This window comes from Orenia marismortui DSM 5156 (assembly GCF_000379025.1).
Taxonomy (GTDB): Bacteria; Bacillota; Halanaerobiia; order Halobacteroidales; family Halobacteroidaceae; genus Orenia; species Orenia marismortui.
In genome coordinates this window covers 235,158-255,230 of sequence record NZ_KB900618.1, presented here as the reverse complement: position 1 = coordinate 255,230, position 20,073 = coordinate 235,158, and the positions used below count along the sequence as shown (strand labels likewise).

The window sequence follows — 20,073 nt, the reverse complement described above, 5'->3', positions numbered from 1 at the left end:
ATGAAGCAACTTGACGTTAAGAAGAGTATTACTGTGATGAAGGATTTATTTGATACTAATAACAAAATTGCTGCTGTTAATCGGGAGTTATTTAAGAAGAAAGGGATCTTTACAATTAATTTAGTGGGTTCTCCAGGAGCAGGGAAGACTTCATTATTAGAAAAGATTATTAGGAATATGAAGGATCAATTAAATATTGTAGTAATAGAAGGTGATTTATATACTACTAAAGATGGTGAGCGAATTGAACAAGAGGGAATAGAGGTTATTCAACTTAATACTAAAGGTGCTTGTCACTTGGAAGCTAATATGATAGCAGAGGCAATATCTGATTTGAATTTAGCAGAGATAGATTTATTGATCATTGAGAATGTAGGCAATTTAGTATGTACAGCATCTTTTGATTTAGGAGAAGATATTAAAATAACACTATTAAGTATAACTGAAGGTAGTGATAAGCCCCTTAAGTATCCGCTAATCTTTCAAAATTCAGAGGCAGTTGTAGTTAATAAGCTAGATTTATTAAATTACACTGACTTTTCAATGGATGAGTTGTATGAAGATCTTAGATCTTTAAAAGAAGATATTAAAGTTTTTGAAGTTTCTTGTATTAAAGAAAGAGGTACTTTAGGCTTTGAAAATTATTTAAAGGATGAAATTAACAATAAGCTATTATCTAGTGGGTGCTAAATAATATGGTCAAAATTTGTAAGAGAATTGAGGTTAGAGGAATAGTGCAGGGAGTTGGCTTTAGACCTTTTATTTATAACTTAGCAGCTAAATATAATTTAGCAGGCTGGATTAATAATACTTCAAATGGAGTGGTTATTGATATCGAAGGTGAGAGGGAAAAAATCAATTCTTTTTTATCTCTTATTCACTCAAATACACCTTCTTTAGCCAAAATAGATAGTGTAGAGGTTAAAGAGTTGCATTTAAAAGGTTATGGTAGTTTTAGTATTAGGAAAAGTTCAACTAATAGAAAAGATATAACCTTAATCTCCCCAGATATAGCAATCTGTTCAGATTGTAATGAAGAGATAAATAATTGTAATAATCGCCGTTATCAATACCCATTTACTAATTGCACTAATTGTGGTCCACGTTATTCTATAATTGAAGCTTTGCCCTATGATCGAGCAGTAACTACTATGAAAGATTTCAAGATCTGTGATAGCTGTAGAGAAGAGTATGAAGACCTTAGTAATAGGAGGTTCCATGCTCAAACCAATGCTTGCCCTAATTGTGGTCCTCAAGTTTATTTAGCAGATGATTCAGGGAGTAAATTAGTATTAGATCCACTAAAACAAACTATCAACTTACTTCAAAAAGGAAAGATAATTGCTATTAAGGGTTTAGGAGGTTTTCATTTAGCTTGTGATGGAAAGAATGAAGTTGCTATTAATAAGTTAAGGCTTAGAAAGAGAAGAGCAGATAAGCCTTTTGCTCTGATGATGAAAAATCTAGAAGTGGCTAAGAGATATTGCTATCTTAATGCTCAGGAAGAAGAGATCTTAACAGGAATTAAAAGACCAATTTTATTATTAAAGCGAAAGAATAATTCTTTGCCAGCTAATATTTCTGTTGATAATAATTATTTGGGGGTGATGTTACCCTATACTCCTTTACATGAATTATTATTTGAGGAGGGCTTAGAAATTCTAGTAATGACCAGTGCTAATTTGAGTGGATTACCATTGGAATATAGAAATCAAGGAGCTTTAGATAATTTAAAAGAGCTTGCTGATTACTTTTTATTACATGACCGTGAGATAAAGACTCCAGTTGATGATTCAGTTTCAAGAATTATTTTAGGTCAAGAAACTTTAATTAGGAGAGGAAGAGGTTATACACCTTTAGTTATTAAATTTAATGGTTTAAAAGAGACTTTAGCTTGTGGATCTGAGCTTAAAAATACCTTTGCTATTGCTAAGTCAGATTATATTTTTCTAAGTCAACATATAGGTAATATAGATAATTTAGAGAGCTATCAAAACTATAAACAGGTGATTAGACACCTTAAAGATCTCTATCAAATTAATCCTCAAATTATCGCTCATGACCTACATCCAGAATACTTAACTACAAGATTTGCCCAAAATCAGAAGGAGGAGAAGGTTCCAGTTCAGCATCATCATGCTCATATAGTTAGTTGTATGGTAGAGAATGAGGTTAGTGAACAGGTAATTGGTTTGGCTTTTGATGGAACAGGGGTGGGGACAGATGGTAGGTTATGGGGAGGGGAATTTTTACTTTGCGATTATACTAAATTTAAAAGGGTAGGGCAGTTGAATTATATTAAGCTGCCTGGGGGAGAAAAAGCTATTAAAGAACCCTGGAGGATAGCTATTAGTCATCTCTATCAAGCTTATGGAGCTGATTTAGAATTATTTAATGAATTAATTGATATTAAAATAGAGAGGATTGAGAAGGTAATTAGATTAATCAAAGCAGATATTAATTCTCCTGAAACTTCTAGTATGGGACGTTTATTTGATACAGTAGCAAGTTTAATTGCTTTAGGAGAAGTGATTAGCTATGAAGCACAAGGAGCTATTAAGTTAGAAAGTCTTGCTACTGCTACAGAAGCAAGGAAATATGCTTATCAGATTGAAAATAATAATGGTTATTATCTAATCAATACAATCCCTTTAATTAAAGCTATAGTTGATGATATTAAATTAGGGCTAAATAAAGAAGTGATTGCCAGAAAGTTTCACAATACTATAATTAGCTTTTCAGTTGCTCTCTGCGAGTTGATTAGAGATGAATATAAGACAAAACTAGTTGCTTTAAGTGGTGGAGTCTTTCAAAATCAAATTTTATTAAAAGGTATTTATCAGCAATTAGTGGCAAAAGAATTTGAGGTATATTTTCACAGCAAACTACCTTCTAATGATGGAGGATTAGCAGTAGGACAGTTAGTAATTGCTAATTATCAAAAAGGAGCTAAAAATGATGTGCATAGCAATACCAGGAAGAGTGATTGAGCTTGATGAGATGATGGCTATTGTAGATTTTGGTGGAGTTAGTCAAAGGGTGAATATTGATTTAATAGATTATGTCAAGCTAGGAGATTATCTCTTAATTCACTGTGGTTGTGCTATTGAGAAATTAAATCAAAAAGCTGCCCAAGAGACCAAAAGATTACTAGAACAAGGAAGAGTCAATAATGTAGATGGTGAAAAAAATAATGGCTTATTATAATAAATTTAGGGATATAGATTTACTTAAAGAAATGCTTAATCAAATTAGAAATTTTGACAAAGAGGTAAAGATTATGGAAGTTTGTGGAACTCATACTAGGGCTATCTTTGTTGGTGGTATTCCTAAATTATTATCTGATCATATAACTTTAATCTCTGGTCCAGGCTGTCCTATCTGTGTTACTACTCAAATTTATATTGACAAAGCTATTGAACTTGCTAAGAAGAGTAATGTGATAATTACAAGCTTTGCTGATTTTATAAAAGTACCAGGAAATAATAGTTCTTTACAGCAGATAAAGGCTTTGGGAGGGGATGTACGGGTAGTTCATTCTCCTATATCAGCTCTAAAAATTGCTCAGAAAAATTATGATAAAGAAGTTGTCTTCTTAGCTATTGGTTTTGAAACTACAGCTCCTATAATAGCTTTAAGTCTTAAGGAAGCAGATAGATTAAAGCTAGATAATTATTCTATCTTATTATCATTAAAGACTATGCCAGCTATAATTGAAAAATTAATATTAGATTTAGAATCAGAGATAGATGGCTTTATCTGTCCTGGCCATGTTAGTACAATCATTGGTAGTCAAGCTTTTAATTTTATAGCAGATAATTATAACTTAGCTGCAGTAATAGCTGGTTTTGAAAGGGTTGATATTATTATGGCTTTAGCTAGAATATTAAAGATGGTTAAAGAAGGGATTACTACAGTAGATAATTTGTATAGTAGAGTGGTTAAAGCTAAAGGTAATTTAAAGGCAATAGCCATAATGAATGAATTTTTTGAAGTTAAAGATAGTACTTGGCGAGGCTTAGGACTAGTAAGAAATAGTGGTTTAGGATTAAAGGAGAAGTATCAAAACTTTAATGCAGAGAATAAATTTGAATTTAAGGTAGTACCTCAAGAGAAAAAAATTTTTTGTAGTTGTGGTGATGTTTTAACAGGAAAGAAGAGGCCATCAGATTGCCAATTGTTTGCTAGAGATTGTAATCCTTTAAATCCTCAAGGTCCATGTATGGTATCAGAAGAAGGAAGTTGTAATATTTACTATGAATATAGAAGGTGAAATTAATGAAGATAATTACTATGGCCCATGGTAGTGGAGGAAAGTTGACTGAAGAGTTGATAGAAGGGATTTTTTATAAATCCTTTAAGAATGATCTTCTTTTACAAGCTAATGATTCGACCTTGTTATCTTTTATTAAGGGAAGATTAGTTGCTACTACAGATAACTTTGTAGTTAAGCCTATATTTTTTAGAGGTGGAGATATAGGAAAGTTATCAATCTGCGGAACTGTTAATGATTTGCTAATGAGTGGATCTAGACCTCTATATATAACTGTAGGGTTTATTATTGAAGAAGGATTTGAGATTAATAAGTTAGAGAAAATAGTAGAATCTATGGCTGTAACTGCATTAAAGGCTAAGGTAAAGATAGTTAGTGGGGATACAAAGGTTGTTGAAAGAGGGAGCTGTGATGGAGTATATATTAATACTACGGGCATAGGTGTCTTAGAAAGAAATATTAAATTAGGAGGAGCTAGAGCAGAAGTAGGAGATAAGATAATAATTAATGGAAGTATAGGAGATCATGGAGCTAGTATTTTTACTCAAAGGGGAGAATTAGAGATGAATAGTAGTTTACAAAGTGATTGTACTTTATTAAATGATTTGATAGTTGAGATTTTGGATAATTCTAATAAGGTGAAAGTATTACGTGATCCTACAAGGGGAGGATTAGCTACTACTTTAAATGAAATTGCTGGACAGAGTAAAGTGAGTATTAAATTAAAGGAAGAGAAGCTTTTGATTAGAGATGAAGTCAGAAGTCTTTGCCAAATTGCTGGTTTTGATCCCTTATATTTAGCTAATGAAGGTAAAGTAGTGGTAGTAGTTGATAATAGTGAAAGTAATAGGGTTTTAGAAGTTATGAGAAAGAATGATTTAGGAAGAGAAGCGAGAGTGATTGGAGAAGTAGTAGAGGATGATAATAATAGAGTCTATTTAGAAACTAGCATTAATGGAACTAGAATAGTTAATGCCTTAGTTGGAGAATTATTACCTAGAATATGTTGAGTAAGGAACTATTATCTTCTGATAAGAGTTCCTTATTTTTTTATGATTTTTGCTGTTGAAGTAACTATCTTAAATATCTATGATTTAATTACTAGTACCATTAAGAGTATAGCTAGTAAAATTATTTTTAAGATATCTTTAATAGACCTTCTCAAAGTGCTTTAATTGCTTCATTACTCTTTTTAATATTATTATGTTGATAAGTCATTATTCCAATCATAGTTCCCAGAAATGCAGCTATAATTACATCACTAAGCCAATGTTTAAAAAGATAGATACGAGCAAAGGCTACTAAAATTGATAAATTAATAAAGAAGAGTTTTAATATTTTATTTTTAGAGTGGATTGCTAAAGGGATAAAAGCAGCAAATGCTACAATTGTATGTCCAGAAGGCATACTCCAATAATCTGATCTAAATATATGAGTATTGCCATAAGTAAATAGTTTATAGGGATTTAAATTAACATAAGGTCTTGCTCTGTTAAAGAAGATCTTTAGAAATAAATTAAATAATCCTGCATAAACTGATGAACTTAGAGAGATTAATAATATTCTCTTATATTTATCTTTTTTAATTATTAAAGAAATAATCACTAAAGTAGTAAATAAAGAGAAGATAAAGGATCCATCGCCCAAATTATTTATCATAGCGATGATATGGTTTAGAAAAGTTAGGTTATCTCGGTCAGAAAAGTACTCCGAGATTGGTAAATCCAAGACTAAGATTGAGAATATTGTTAAAGATAGGGTTAAAAGAAATAGCTTTAGATTACTTTTAATTGTAGTATATAGATTTGTAAAGGAATTATTCCAATATCCCTCTTTGACTAAATAGAAAACTATAGAAATAAAAATAATATACATATATATAGATGGTGTTAACATAATTTCACTCCTTTAAATTTTTTATCTTATCTAGTTTAATTTTATAGTAGTAATATTAAAGGTAAATGAAATTAAAATTAGTATTTTTTAATTTTAAACAAATATATTTTTACATAATATCCATAATTTATATTAATTTTTTTTAATCTTCTTTTAATTTTAGCTTAATCTTTTTAATGTAGGATATATATATAAGGTTATTTATATAGTATTGTGAGTGATAATGCTATAATATACAATTTTAAATTATTAAGATCTATGATGAAGCTAATTATCAAAATTAAAAATAAATTATAATATGAATTTAATTTTGAGTTTTAGGGATAAATTTGATTAAATTAATAATATCAGGATATAGTTGGAGAAAGGAGTAGTGAGATAAATGCGGATTTTAATAGTAGAAGATGAATATCATTTGGCAGAAGTCCTACAAAAAGGTCTAAAAGAAGATGGCTATGCTGTTGATGCTGTTAATAATGGTCAAGAAGCAATAGATTTAGCTGTTGTAATACAGTATGATTTAATTATTTTAGATTTAATGCTTCCTATTAAAAGTGGAATAGAAGTATTAAGAGAATTGAGAGAAGAAGGTAATAAAGTTCCTGTTCTAATTTTAACTGCTAAAGATTCAGTAGAAGATAAGGTGGCAGGTTTAGATTTGGGGGCAGATGATTATTTGACCAAACCCTTTGCCTTTGATGAATTAAGAGCTAGAATTAGAGCTTTATTTAGAAGAAAGTTGGGAGAAAGTAATAATGTTTTAAAAGTAGATGATCTGGTATTAGATACTATAACCCATAAAGTAAGTAGGGGAGGAAAAGATATTGACTTAACTGTTAAGGAATATTCTGTTTTAGAATATTTAATCAGAAATCGTGGACAAGTTCTAAGTAGAACTCAAATAGAAGAGCATGTTTGGGACTACAGATATGGTAGTAATTCTAATATTGTGGATGTGTATATTCGTTATTTACGAAAAAAGATTGATAAAGGCTTTGATAAAAAATTAATAGAGACTGTTAGAGGACGAGGCTATAGATTGAGAGTGGTAGAGTAATGAAGAATAGATTAAAGAGTTTCTTTTCAAGAATTAAGGTTAGACTTACTTTATGGTATATTATTATCTTGTCATTGGTTTTGATAGTATTTAGTACATTGCTATATTGGAGTATGGAAGATTATATTATTAATAGAGTGAAAAATCAACTAGAAATTCAAGCTAAAAAGGTTTTAAAAGAGGCCAGTAAAGAAGAGTCGAAGGATAATAATCCATATTTAGTTCAGTTGGAGGTTGAATTAGAAGAGATCGTTTTTAAAGGTACTATTAGTGCTTTTTATAATCAATCTGGAGAATTAATTATGGGGGATAGTGATGAAGTAATACCGAAAGTAATCAGCCCTGCTGAATCTAAATTCTTAATTGAATTAGAGAAGAAAGGGAATGATGATGATTTTGTAGTAGTAACTGTAGCGGCTAAAAATAAGCAGGGAACTATAGGGTATTTAAGATTAGCACGTTCTTTAGCTGATGAAGCAGCTACATTAAATAAGCTAATAACTATACTGATCTTAGGAATACCATTAACTTTATTATTGGCTATTAGTGGTGGCTATTTCTTAGCTTATAAAGCATTAAAACCTATTGATCAAATTAGTAGGACTGCGCAAGCTATAAGTCATAGTAACCTTTCAAAAAGAATAGTTGCCAAAAATAATGATGATGAAACTGGCCGTTTAATAGCTACTTTAAATGATTTATTAGATCGTTTGGAAGAAGCTTTTAGTAGAGAAAAGAGATTTACTAGTGATGCATCCCATGAGCTTAGAACTCCTATTGCTATAATTAGGGCTCATGCTGAGGAGAATTTGAAAGAGGGACGATCAGTTGAAGAGTGTCAGCATGCATTAAAGATAATTCAAAAGCAAACTGACTATATGAGCCATTTAGTAGGACAATTATTATTATTGGCTCGTAGTGATACTAAGCAGTTATCTATAGAAAAAGAAAATTTAAATTTGACAGAACTGATTGAAATAGTAGTTGAAGAGATGCAAGAGTTAGCACTAAGAAAGAATATAGATATAGCAATGGATATTGAAGACAACCTTGCAATTTATGGTGATCAAAGTATGTTAACTCAGTTATTAATAAATTTCTTAGACAATGCTATTAAGTATACACCTAGTGGGGGTAATATCTATATTAGGGCTAAAGCCCAAAATAATCAGATTGAGATTGAGATTAAAGATACTGGTATTGGTATTTCAAAAGAGGATCAAGCTTATATCTTTGATAGATTTTATCGAGTAGATAAATCTCGTTCTAGGGCTAGTGGTGGTAGTGGATTAGGTTTATCAATCTGTCAGTGGATTATTAAATTGCATAAGGGTAATATTGAAATTGAAAGTGAAGTTAATCAAGGAAGTACCTTTACTATCTTCCTTCCACAAAGTAGATAAATTAGTTGTTTTATAAGTAGGTTTAATAGAGAAATTAATAGAAAAGAAAGATAAAACGACACTTTCGGAGTTAGGCGTTAGGAAATAGGAGGTAGGAAGACCTTACTATCCCCTATGACCTATCACCTAAAAGTATCGCACTATACTCATCAACAGCTATTAACTATGATTTTAAATTTAATAATATACAAAGGAGTGTAAAAAGATGATACATCTTATAACAGGAGTAGCTGGATTTATTGCTTCTAATTTGGCTGATGAATTATTAGCAAGAGGGGAGCAAGTAATCGGGGTAGATTGTTTTACTGATTACTATTCTCGTGAGCTGAAAGAAAAGAATTTAGCGTCTATTATTAAAGATAAGAATTTCAATTTTATTGAAGAAGATCTATTAGATATGGATCTAGTAGAACTATTAGAAGGAGTAGACTATGTTTATCATCAAGCAGCTCAGGCAGGGGTTCGAGCTAGTTGGGGAAGTAATTTTGATATTTATACCGATAATAATATTCGTTTAACTCAACAATTATTAGAAGCTGCTAAAGAATCAAAAATTAAAAAGTTTGTTTATGCCTCTTCATCATCAGTTTATGGTGATACTGATCAACTACCAATGAGAGAAAATAATTATTTACAGCCAGTATCACCATATGGTGTATCAAAGTTAGCAGCAGAGAACTTATGTTATTTATATTGGAAGAATTTTGGTGTTCCAACAATATCATTGAGATATTTTACGGTTTTTGGGGAGAGACAAAGACCAGATATGGCTTTTCATATTTTTATAAAGGCTATTTTACAGGATAAAAAGTTAACTATTTTTGGTGATGGAGAGCAATCACGAAATTTCACTTATGTTGGTGATATAGTGGAAGCAAATATACTTGCAGCTTTAAGTGATATAAGAGGTGAAGTCTTTAATGTAGGTGGTGCTGGAGAAAGAATTACACTAAATGAAACGATTGATATTATGGAAGATATAATTGGGAAGAAAGCTAAACGTGAATATAAAGCAGTTGCTAAAGGTGATGTTAGACATACTGAAGCAGATGAAAGTAAGATTAGAAAGAAGCTTGATTATCAGCCTAAGATAGATTTAAAAGAAGGGCTAAAAAGGGAAATTCAATGGCTTAAAGTAATATATAAATAGATTCTAAAAAAGAAGGAGAGATATATAATGAAGGATTATCAAGTAGAATTGTCAGTAGTTGCACCAGTTTATAATGAATATGGTAATTTAATACCATTAACTAAGAAGATTATAGAAGCAATAAGTAATGAGGTTGAATCCTTTGAAATTATATATATTGATGATGGAAGTGTTGATGGGAGTAGTGACTTACTTGATCAGTTGGCTGTAGAGTATGAAGTGGTTAAAGTTTATCATTTTACGGAAAACAATGGACAGACTGCTGCTTTTGCAGCAGCCTTTGATAAAGCAGAAGGTAGATTAGTTGCTACATTAGATGCCGATTTACAGGTTGATCCAGCAGATATTTCTAAATTATTAACTAAAATTGAAGAGTATGATCTAGTCTGTGGAGTAAGGGTAGACCGTGAAGATACAATTATTAAGAAGATATCCTCAAAAATTGGCAATGGGGTTAGAAATTGGTTAACTGCTGAGGAGATAGTTGATACAGGATGCCCTTTGAAATTATTTAGAAATGAAGTGGTTAAGGATTATAACTTGTTTGAAGGGATGCATCGCTTCTTTCCTACTTTGGCTAAAATGAAAGGTTATAGTGTAGTAGAGGTGCCAGTTAATCATTATCCTAGACATGAGGGTAAATCTAAATATGGAATTAGTAATCGACTTTGGGCAGGTTTGAAGGATACCTTAGCTGTAAGGTGGATGCAGAGCAGACAGATAAATTATCAGATTAAAGGGGAAGATAACTAATGTTATGGATAGGGATTGGATTAATTGGACAAGCAATCTTCTCTTTACGGTTTATTATTCAGTGGATAGCTTCAGAGAAGGCCCAAAAGAGTGTTATTCCTAATGTATTTTGGTATTTGAGCATTGCTGGTAGTCTGACTTTATTAAGTTATGCTATTCATCAAAGAGATCCTGTATTTATTTTGGGGCAGGCGGCAGGTTCTTTTATCTATTTAAGAAATTTAATTTTAATTAATAAAGATAATGAAAGAGAGGGGGATGAAGATTAATATTAATAAAGAGAAGATTATATTGTCATTGCTAGTAATCATTATGTTTTGTGGGTTTATGTATATCCCCTCAGCAGTTTATCGTGATTTACATTATCGCGATGAATTGAGATATGTAGAGGTCGCTCGAGAGATGCTAGCTAATCAACAATGGTTAGTTCCTCAGCTAGGCGGAAAATTTTATTCTGATAAGCCACCTGCTTATTTTTGGGTTTTAAATTTATTTAAGATGATTTTTGGAACTTATTCAACATTAGCTATGGTATTACCGAGTATAATTAGTTCAATAATTGTTGTAATACTAACCTTTCTAACAGCTAAATTATTTATGAAATTTAAATATGCATTATTAACTTCATTAGTTTTAGCAAGTAGTTTTCTATTTTTTGGAATGTCGATTTTTGTCAGAATGGATATGATGATGAATCTCTTTATTACTGCATCTTTGTTAATATTCTTTGCGGGGTATTGTAGTAACAAAGAGTCTAAGAGTAAATATTATAACTTAATGTTTCTGTTAATGGGAATTGCTACAGTGATTAAAGGTCCAGCTGGATTTTTAGATCCTTTAGTAGTAGTATTTGTCTTCCTTTTATTAGAAAAGAATTTAGCGGAACTGAAGAGGATGAATTTAGCAAAAGGGTTCTTGATTTTTGCTACTGTAGTTTTATTATGGATCATACCAGCTATTCTTAGTGGTGGTAAAGATTATGCTTATGAATTACTAGTTGTACAAACCTTTGGTCGTTCACTGAAGTCTTTTGCTCATCAGAGACCATTTTATTACTACTTTACTACATTTCCTTTAACTTTTTTACCTTGGTCCTTATTCTTGATTAGTAGTTTTGTTTATGGGTTTAAGAATAGAAAAACTCTAGGAAGTGAATTTAAGTTTTTCTTTGCTTGGTTTTGGGCACCTTTCTTATTATTTTCTATGATTAGTGGTAAGTTAGATATTTATTTGTTACCTATCTATCCAGCAGCTAGTTTATTAGTAGTAATGTTATTTAAAGAGGTTTTAGAGGAGAAGCAGAATAAAAAATATTTTACTATTCCTACAGTTATGACTGCTATTTTATTTATAATTATTGTATTTCTAATTCCTAAAAATGTAGAAGGTATAGCATTAAGAAGTATATTAAAACCAGGACTTATTGTTATGACTTTATCTAGTATAGTTATCCTACTTTTAGTAATAAAGCAGAGGTATAAGTTTATACCCTATATGTTCTTGCTATTAATTTCTGCCTTTTGGTTGAATTTCTCATGGGGAGTAGCACCTTCTTTAAGTGCAACTTATACTAAAAGACCTATTGCTAATAAGGTCAAAGATTTTAAAGAATCAGGTGTGAATAATATTATTGCTTATGAATATGGTCAGCCTGAAACTTTAGGTGTTTATACAGGATTTATTATTCCAGAGATAAAAGGAAAAGAGAACTTATTTAATTATATTAAAAGCAAGAAAGAAGTTTTAATAATTATGAAAGCAAAGCATTGGAAGAAAATAGGGAATAAATTATCTAAAGCTTTCAAAGAGGTTTATTCATCTAATGATTATCTTTTATTATTAAAGCAAGAATAATGAAGGAAAGAGATAAAATTTGAAGAATTTTTATATAGATTAAAATAATAATTATAAATTTTTGATAATTTGGGGGGATGGATTTTGATTAAAAGGGCTAAGTATGATAAAAAGCTTTTGGTCTATACTTTATTATTGACTATTATTGTTTTTAGTTTATATCTTTTTAATATTTGGAATTATGATTTATGGTCTCCTGATGAACCACGGTATTCAGAAGTGGCTAGGGAGATGTTATCAGAGGGAAACTGGGTTATTCCACATTTAAATCAAGAGGTTTACTATGAGAAACCTCCATTATTTTTTGGAGTAATTGCAGCTTTTTCGGCACTAGCTGGTAAAATGACGGTTACAACAGTTAGATTGCCTGTGATTTTTCTGGCTAGTCTGTTGCTTGCTTTATTGAGCTATTATTATGGAAGAAAATTAGGTAGAAAGATTGGGGTTTTAACAGGAATTATATTGGCTACTACTGTCAACTATTTTTGGTTTGCTATGAGAGTTAATCTAGATATACCACTTATTTTTTGTACTACCATAGCTATGATATTATTATATGAGCAATTAGAAGATAAGGATAGTTGTTGGAAGTCTTGTTTAGCCTTCTTCTTAATGGGAATTGGCTCTTTAGTTAAAAGTCCAGTAGCTTTATTACCAGTAGTAGTTATCTTAATTTATGCTGCTTCAACTAAAGAATTGGCTAAGTTAAAGAATATTGCTTGGATTAGAGGCTTTCTTTTCTTTACAGCTGTAGTGGGAACTTGGATAGCTTTAGTATTTAAAGTGGCAGGATATAACTATTTTAAGGTAACAGTATTAGATCAGTTATTCGAGTATTCTACTGGGGCACAGGGACATCCCAATCCTTTTTATTATTACTTTGTTAATTTTCCAATTGAAGCTTTGCCATGGACATTATTCTTAATTCCTGCTGCTTATTATTTATGGAGTAAAAGAGATACTCTACCTAAAATTATAGCTTTTAATTCTATCTGGTTTATGAGTATTCTGATTATATTGAGTTTTGTAGGAAGCAAAAGGGGAATTTATTTATTACAAGTATATCCAGCCTTCGCACTTTTGATTAGTTGGTATTTTAGTGAGTTTTTCAAGAAGAATATACAGTCTTTAAAAGGATTAAAGATTCCTGTATTAATTTTTGGCCTTCTTATTTTAATAGTAGGGGTATTTTTGGCATTACAAGGGCCTAAGCTGTTAGAAAAAGAGTTGACTTCTTTGCTAATAAAAGAGTATGGATTTAATGTTCTTATTAAATCATTGGCACTATTTTTTATTATTTTCGGTTTTCTTTTTATTTCTCTATTATTTCAAAAAAGTAGTAAAAGAGTATTTATGATTACTGCAAGCTTTTCAGTAATATTGATTTTATTAATGAAGATTACGATTATGCCAAGGGTTAATCTAGTTAAGAGTGAGAGGTATTTAGCAGAAGATTTGGCTCGTTTGAGGACAAATAATGAGAGAGTAGCATTATGGGGTTCCCATAATAATGATAGTGGCTTTATCTTTTATAATGGAATTTATTACGATCATATCTTTGATAATAAAGATGAAGTTAAGAAGTTTTTAAAGCAAGAAGGTAGCGTGATTTTAATTGTTGCTAATCAAGATAAATTCTACAAATCTTTCGAAGTAAAAGGTAATATGTTGATCAAAAAATACAAAGTTGGAAGTAATGATATGTTGCTAATTAAGAGTAAAAATTAATATATTCAATTTATTCTAATGAACAAAAAGTCAAGGATTAATAATCCTTGACTTTTTGCCCTATAATAATTAATTTATATATTTATGTGGATTAATTGCTTTGCCATTAATCATCATTCTAAATTCTAGATGGGGACCTGTACTTCTGCCTGTATTTCCTGATTTAGCAATAATTTGTCCTTGATTTACCTTTTGTCCAGCTTTAATTAATAACTGAGAGTTATGTCCATATAAACTCACTACTCCATTACCATGGTCAATAGTAACAGTCTTTCCAAATCCTCTTATCCAGCCACTGCTTAATATTTTACCTGCTTTAATTGCTTTGATTGAGGTTCCAGTAGGAAGGGCAATATCTACTCCTTTATGAAATGATTTTTTCTTTAAAATAGGATGTATACGCCAACCATAATCAGAGCTAATTCTACCTTTAATAAAGACAGGCCAGATAAAATCTTTTTTTACCTTCGAGGTATTTTTAGAAGCATTTGATAAATCAAGTACTAATTTAGATACTTTAATTGTTTCACCTGCTTTAAGATTATAACTTTCTAAATTATTTAATTTTTTAATCGTTCTAATTGTAGTGTTGAATTTTTTAGAAATTTTCTCTAAGCTATCTCCTCTTTTTATCTTATAGGAAATAATATCATAAAAATCTGTACTGATATTTCCGCCTAAAGAATTTTTAGGAATAATTAACTCTTGTCCAACTAGTATATTATTAGATGTTAATTTGTTGGCTTCTTTAATAGTTTTTATAGGTGCCTTGTAGAAAATTGCCAGTTCTGATAAGGTATCTCCTTCTTCTACAGTATGTTCATCATAATTAAGTGCTTCCTTGATTATTATTCTAGTTTCTGATCCTACAACTCCATCTACAGGTAGTTCAGCTTTTTTTTGAAGATTAATTATTGCTTGTTTAGTACTTGGGCCGAAGATACCATCAATAATTAATCTTTCTCCTAACATTACCAGATTTTCTTGTAATTCCTGTACATCACTACCTTTCATTCCTACTTGTAATACTCTCTGCTGCCCTTGGGCTGGGTAAGGAATAATTAAAGAAACAAACATAAGTAATAAAATAAATAATGCCGATTTGTTAAAATTCATTTTTAACCTCCTGAAATCTTTGATATAGATTTATTATTTTATGTGTTTAGAATAATGTATACCTAAATTATATCAATTTAATAAAATTAACACAATAGTATTTCTATAGATAACTAGAAGCTATTGATGCTAGATTGTAAAAAAAGTATATGCTAGAAGTTAATATTTTAAGAAGTTTTGATTTTATTATTTTATTAACATCTGCTATTAATCGTTATGAATAATAGATCTTAAATTGCAATAATAAATTGAACATTTTCAAACTGTAATAATTTGGTTATTTAGTCATAAAGAATTTGTTTTAATTTATCTTCAAATATTTCATCAGGGGTTAGGTAATCTAAGATTTTTCTTGGTAAAGTATTGCACCAGTTTTGGACTCTAGCAATAGATTCAATAGAGAATTGGTTTAGACTATTACCTTTAGGGATAAAGCGTCTTATAAGACCATTATGACGCTCATTAGTTCCTCTTTCCCATGATGAATATGGATGTGCAAAGTATACTTTAGTATCACTAATTTGCTCTAAAAATGACATTTGAGCAAACTCAGAGCCATTATCACAAGTGAAGCTTTTAAATACTTTTGGAAAACAATCTCCTGCTTCATTAACGAGCTTTAAAATAGCATCTTGAACTGCTTGAGCAGTCTTGGCAGGGATTTTACGAATAATTTCTTTACGAGTCATACGTTCTGTCATAGTAAGTAAAACTGATTCATTTTTAGTCTTTTTGCCTATCATAGTGTCAATTTCCCAGTGACCAAACTCACTACGATTATTAATACTTTCAGGGCGTTGATCTATACTTGTACCAAGCTTCTTTTTATTATTTTTAGTGTGCTTTCTTTTTGAAGAACGCTTAAGCTTCAAAGGTAAATCAATGTTTTTAATTGTCAATAATCCAGCGTTGACGTAGTTATAAAGCGTTTTAGTAGATACCATCTCTGGCTTTGGAAATTTATTATGAAGTTTTGCTGCACCACATATAGCATCAAGAGAATGTCCTTTTTCGTAGAACTGTTCTATAACATAATCAATGAACTCTTCACATTGCAAAAGTTTAAATTTAGGACCACAATTCTTGCGATTAGATTCATAAACTCTTTGACCAGTGTCAGGGTAATAGACCATAATCTTTTTATTAGCTTTAATTTGAGAAACTGTACCACGTTTTAGTTCGTTTCTAATGGTATTAGAAGCTCTACCTAAACGTTTTGCAATAGCATTTGGATTCATTCCTTCGGAATGTAATAATGCAATTTGACCACGTTCATAAGCATTTAGGTGTTTATTTTTTCGGGATTTTGGTGTATCATTTAAGTAAGTCATAGTGTGCACCCTCCTGTAACTGGTTATTTTGTGGTGATTTAATTATATTACAGGTTGGTGCCCTATGGCTATTTTTATTTTGTTCAATTTGATTTTACAATGAAGCATGAATAATAGATCTAATGTTTGTGAAATATGAAAATTAATCTATAATTTAAAGGAATAGCTGAAGAAATGGGGAATTTATTAAATGAGAAGTAAAATATTCTTCTTAAAGATTATAAGGATTGATAGAGTTAGGTTTAAATATTCTTAATCAAGTTAAAATTTCTGTTTAAGTTATTTTCTGTCACATTTCTGTAAAGTTTATCTGTTATTATAGTTAATAAGCTAGAAAAGTTTTTTAGGGGAGGTTATTTTCCTCTTCTTTTATATAGATTTTTAAGTGTTACAACTTAATTAAAATTTTTACTTTAATAAAAGTTAAAAAATGAAAGGGGATATTTAATGAAAGTTAAAATCGGTTTAATATTTATGGCTTTATTATTAGTAATTAATGTATCAGTAGGAGCTAAAGGAGATGCAAAAAGTGATGTTGCAGCAATTGTTAATGGTGCAAAGATAAGTAAATCTGAATTAAGTCAATTTGCAAATACACAGCAATTATATAGACAGTTAGCTCAAATAAATCCTGACTTTGCTCAACTTTTATTCTCATCACAAGAGGGTAAAGATCTATTAAGTGAATATCAAAATCAGAAGCTTAATTCATTAGTTGATATGAAGTTATTAGAGATTGAGGCTAAAAATCAGGGGATAACTATTCCTGAAGCTGAAAAGAATGGAATGCTAAACCAACAAGTAGAAGCTATTAAGAAGCAAAATAAATTTACAGATGAAGAATTGTTAAAGGCATTAAAAAGTAGAGGGATAAATTCTCTAGAACAATTTAAAAAGATAATCTGGGCAGATAGTAAAGACCAGGTTTTAATTAAAAAGTTACAACAGCAGGTGGTTGACAGTGTTGCTGTTACTGAGAAAGAAATAACAGATTATTATGAAGAGAACAGATCTAAATTTAAACAACCTGCTCAAGTTAAAGCGAAACATATCTTAATTAAAACTGATGATAAGAGTGAAAAAGAAGCAAAGGCTAAAGCTCAAAAAATATTAAAGGAATTAAAACAAGGAGCTGATTTTGCTAAACTAGCTAAGAAGTATTCTGAAGGTCCTTCTGCAAAGAATGGTGGAGAGTTAGGCTATTTTGGTAAAGGAAGAATGGTAGCAGAATTTGAAGAAGCTGCTTTTAAGCTCGAAATAGGAGAAGTTAGTGGAGCAGTAAAGACACAATTTGGTTATCATATTATTAAGGTAGAGGACAAAAAAGAAAGTCAACTTCTATCTTTATCAGAGGCAAAAGAAGATATTAAAAATGGTCTTACTCAACAAAAACAACAGAATAAATGGAATAGTTTTGTGAAAGATTTAAAAGAAAAAGCTGAAATAGAGATTAACCCCTAAATTTATAAAAGACAGAATAGATAGCTATCTATTCTGTCTTTTATAAATTTAGGGGTTAATTAATAGGAGCAAAGGAAATGTTAATAAGGTAAATTTAAGTAGTAGTGTTGTCTTATTATGAGTATAAAGAGACACTTTTAGGTGCTAGGTGATAGGTCATAGGAGTTAGTAAGATCTTTCTATGTCCTAGCTCCTAACGCCTAACTCCGAAACTGTCGCTTTATCATTCTAAATTCTCACTTCTTTTATTAACAAAGTTCTTAGTTAATTTTATTATTTTCAAACTATTATCTAAGGTGGTGTTTAAATGAAGCTAGGGATTGACATTGGAGGAACACATACTGATGGGATATTAATTGATAAGCAGAAAATAATTAAGACAAGCAAGATTGTGACAAATCATAATAGGCTTAGTGAAACTATTTTAAGAAGCTGTCAAAATCTAATCTTAGATCTAGACAGTCAAAAGATTGATAGTATTGTTTTGAGTACAACCTTAGCAACTAATTTAATTAGCAAACAATCTTATCCTAAAACAGGATTAATTTTAATTCCTGGTCCAGGTCTTAGTCCTCAATATTATAACTATAGTCCTTATACACGAATTATTTCTGGTGCTATTGATCATAGAGGTCGAGAAGTAAAGGGGATTGATCAACAAAGGGTAAAGAATATAGTTAAAGATTTGATTAAAGAAGGAGTCAAACAAATTGGAGTTTGTGGTAAATTCTCTAATCGTAACCCTAAACAGGAGTTAGAAATTAAAGCTTTAATTGAGCAGAAGTATCCTCAAATAGAAATTACTTTAGGCCATCAATTGGCAGGTAGATTAAATTATCCTAGGAGAGTAGCTACTACTTATCTAAATAGTATTATTCAAAAAGATTATAAAAAGTTCATTAAAGAAATTCAAGCTGGTTTAGATGAAATGGGGCTTGAACAAGAAGTATATGTCTTAAAATCTGATGGAGGTACGATGCCTTTACTCCAGTCAGCTAAAGTTCCTGTTGAGACTATTAATTCAGGACCTGCAGCTAGCATTATGGGAATTTTAAGTTTGGGTAATTTAAAAGGAACTACTATTGGGCTTGATATTGGAGGAACTACAACTGATATATCATTTTTTGTTGAAGGTGATCCATTATTTAGGCCAGATGGGATAGAAATTAATGAATATAATACTTTAATTAGAGGTTTATTTAATCATTCAATTGCTTATGGGGGAGATAGTTCTGTAAAGATAGGAGATAATAATATCAATATTGGGCCAGAACGCAAAGGGGCTGCTGCCTGTTTAGGAGGACCGTTACCAACTCCTACCGATGCGCTTGTAGTTTTGGGATTAGCTAATATTGGAGACCATAACCTGGCTAGAGAAAGCTTAGAACCTTTGGCTCAAAAACTGAATTTATCAATTAAAGAAATAGCAGAGAAGATTATTGATATATTCTGTCATAAAATAGAGTTAAAAATTAAAGAGATTATAAATGGATTTAATAATCAAACAGTTTATACTATTAATGAATTGTTAACTTATACGCAGCTAAAAGCAGATAATTTGGTTATTATTGGTGGACCTGCTCAAGCCTTAGCAGCAAAGATAGCAAAGAAGTTAAATTTAGATTATCAATTACCTCAAAATTCAAAAGTAGCCAATGCTATAGGAGCGGCTTTAGCTAAAATTACGCAAAAATGTACACTGTATGCTGATACTTCACAAGGATACTATTATATTTCTGAGTTAGGGATAAAAGAAGAAGTTGATAGTAATTTTAATTTGGAACAGGCCCAAAAGATAGTTAAAGATAAACTTAAGAGAAATATTGATTTTGGAGCATTGATTGAAATTACTAATGCTCAATCTTTTAATATGGTGCGTGGCTTTAATACAATTGGTAGAATTATTGAAATTACAGCTCAAATTAAACCAGGGTTGGAAAGGACAGTTGATAGTTGACAGTATAGAGTTAAAAATATTAAATTGGACAATTATAAGCTATTAGAAGCTGAATTAAATAAAGTTTAAATTTAGCTTTATATAAGTTAAACTA

Annotated in this window: 17 protein-coding genes and 1 pseudogene; 15 read left to right on the top strand and 3 right to left on the bottom strand. The window is 30.4% G+C overall.

Annotation, left to right across the window (positions count from 1 at the left end; genetic code table 11):
• Genes hypB through hypE form a run of 5 tightly spaced genes read left to right on the top strand, consistent with a single transcriptional unit; the run spans position 1 to position 5,283 of the window.
• The gene (gene hypB / locus OREMA_RS0107240) at positions 1-690 is read left to right on the top strand and encodes a hydrogenase nickel incorporation protein HypB (protein ID WP_018248605.1); all 690 of its coding nucleotides are present in this window, start codon (positions 1-3) and stop codon (positions 688-690) included.
• A 5-nt stretch (positions 691-695) separates the two neighbouring features.
• Entirely contained in the window at positions 696-2,990 is a 2,295-nt protein-coding gene (gene hypF, locus OREMA_RS0107235; RefSeq protein WP_018248604.1) for a carbamoyltransferase HypF, read from the top strand.
• Positions 2,959-3,207, top strand: a complete 249-nt coding sequence (locus OREMA_RS0107230) for a HypC/HybG/HupF family hydrogenase formation chaperone (protein WP_018248603.1) — start codon at positions 2,959-2,961, stop codon at positions 3,205-3,207. Before hypF ends, OREMA_RS0107230 begins: the two co-directional genes overlap by 32 nt.
• Positions 3,194-4,273: a hydrogenase formation protein HypD gene (gene hypD, locus OREMA_RS0107225; RefSeq protein ID WP_018248602.1), complete on the top strand. Its 1,080-nt coding sequence runs from the start codon at positions 3,194-3,196 to the stop codon at positions 4,271-4,273. Before OREMA_RS0107230 ends, hypD begins: the two co-directional genes overlap by 14 nt.
• A gap of 5 nt (positions 4,274-4,278) precedes the next feature.
• The gene (gene hypE / locus OREMA_RS0107220; protein ID WP_018248601.1) at positions 4,279-5,283 is read left to right on the top strand and encodes a hydrogenase expression/formation protein HypE; all 1,005 of its coding nucleotides are present in this window, start codon (positions 4,279-4,281) and stop codon (positions 5,281-5,283) included.
• A gap of 151 nt (positions 5,284-5,434) precedes the next feature.
• On the opposite strand, the gene OREMA_RS18300 is transcribed toward hypE, so the two are convergent.
• Entirely contained in the window at positions 5,435-6,169 is a 735-nt protein-coding gene (locus tag OREMA_RS18300) for a phosphatase PAP2 family protein (protein ID WP_018248600.1), read from the bottom strand.
• A 382-nt stretch (positions 6,170-6,551) separates the two neighbouring features.
• On the opposite strand from OREMA_RS18300, the gene OREMA_RS0107210 reads away from it, so the two are divergent.
• The 7 genes from OREMA_RS0107210 (at position 6,552) to OREMA_RS0107180 (ending at position 14,114) form a co-directional block, all read left to right on the top strand.
• Complete coding sequence (locus OREMA_RS0107210; protein WP_018248599.1) at positions 6,552-7,226, top strand: response regulator transcription factor; 675 nt, start codon at positions 6,552-6,554, stop codon at positions 7,224-7,226.
• Positions 7,226-8,629: a sensor histidine kinase gene (locus OREMA_RS0107205; protein ID WP_018248598.1), complete on the top strand. Its 1,404-nt coding sequence runs from the start codon at positions 7,226-7,228 to the stop codon at positions 8,627-8,629. Before OREMA_RS0107210 ends, OREMA_RS0107205 begins: the two co-directional genes overlap by 1 nt.
• Positions 8,630-8,834: 205 nt before the next feature.
• Positions 8,835-9,779: an NAD-dependent epimerase/dehydratase family protein gene (locus OREMA_RS0107200; RefSeq protein WP_018248597.1), complete on the top strand. Its 945-nt coding sequence runs from the start codon at positions 8,835-8,837 to the stop codon at positions 9,777-9,779.
• Between the two features lie 27 nt (positions 9,780-9,806).
• Positions 9,807-10,532, top strand: coding sequence for a glycosyltransferase family 2 protein (locus OREMA_RS0107195; RefSeq protein ID WP_018248596.1), 726 nt, complete (start codon positions 9,807-9,809; stop codon positions 10,530-10,532).
• Positions 10,532-10,801, top strand: coding sequence for a lipid-A-disaccharide synthase N-terminal domain-containing protein (locus tag OREMA_RS0107190; protein WP_018248595.1), 270 nt, complete (start codon positions 10,532-10,534; stop codon positions 10,799-10,801). The genes OREMA_RS0107195 and OREMA_RS0107190 overlap by 1 nt, the downstream gene beginning before the upstream one ends.
• Positions 10,791-12,386, top strand: coding sequence for an ArnT family glycosyltransferase (locus tag OREMA_RS0107185; protein ID WP_018248594.1), 1,596 nt, complete (start codon positions 10,791-10,793; stop codon positions 12,384-12,386). The genes OREMA_RS0107190 and OREMA_RS0107185 overlap by 11 nt, the downstream gene beginning before the upstream one ends.
• An 84-nt stretch (positions 12,387-12,470) precedes the next feature.
• Entirely contained in the window at positions 12,471-14,114 is a 1,644-nt protein-coding gene (locus OREMA_RS0107180) for an ArnT family glycosyltransferase (protein WP_018248593.1), read from the top strand.
• A gap of 69 nt (positions 14,115-14,183) precedes the next feature.
• Here the strand turns inward: OREMA_RS0107180 and OREMA_RS0107175 are convergent, their stop codons facing one another.
• Both OREMA_RS0107175 and OREMA_RS0107170 read right to left on the bottom strand, forming a co-directional pair.
• Complete coding sequence (locus OREMA_RS0107175; protein WP_018248592.1) at positions 14,184-15,230, bottom strand: peptidoglycan DD-metalloendopeptidase family protein; 1,047 nt, start codon at positions 15,228-15,230, stop codon at positions 14,184-14,186.
• A 281-nt stretch (positions 15,231-15,511) separates the two neighbouring features.
• A complete protein-coding gene (locus OREMA_RS0107170) occupies positions 15,512-16,561 on the bottom strand; it encodes an IS30 family transposase (RefSeq protein WP_018248379.1) in 1,050 nt (349 codons plus the stop codon).
• A 438-nt stretch (positions 16,562-16,999) separates the two neighbouring features.
• Here OREMA_RS0107170 and OREMA_RS19195 point away from each other — a divergent pair.
• The 3 genes and pseudogenes from OREMA_RS19195 to OREMA_RS0107160 form a co-directional block, all read left to right on the top strand.
• Positions 17,000-17,449: pseudogene (locus tag OREMA_RS19195) on the top strand (SurA N-terminal domain-containing protein); the annotation flags it as partial.
• Between the two features lie 63 nt (positions 17,450-17,512).
• Complete coding sequence (locus OREMA_RS19190) at positions 17,513-18,022, top strand: peptidylprolyl isomerase (RefSeq protein ID WP_276324741.1); 510 nt, start codon at positions 17,513-17,515, stop codon at positions 18,020-18,022.
• Positions 18,023-18,329: 307 nt separating this feature from the next.
• On the top strand, positions 18,330-19,979 hold the full coding sequence (locus OREMA_RS0107160; RefSeq protein ID WP_018248590.1) for a hydantoinase/oxoprolinase family protein: 1,650 nt from the start codon (positions 18,330-18,332) through the stop codon (positions 19,977-19,979).
• Positions 19,980-20,073 lie beyond the last annotated feature (94 nt).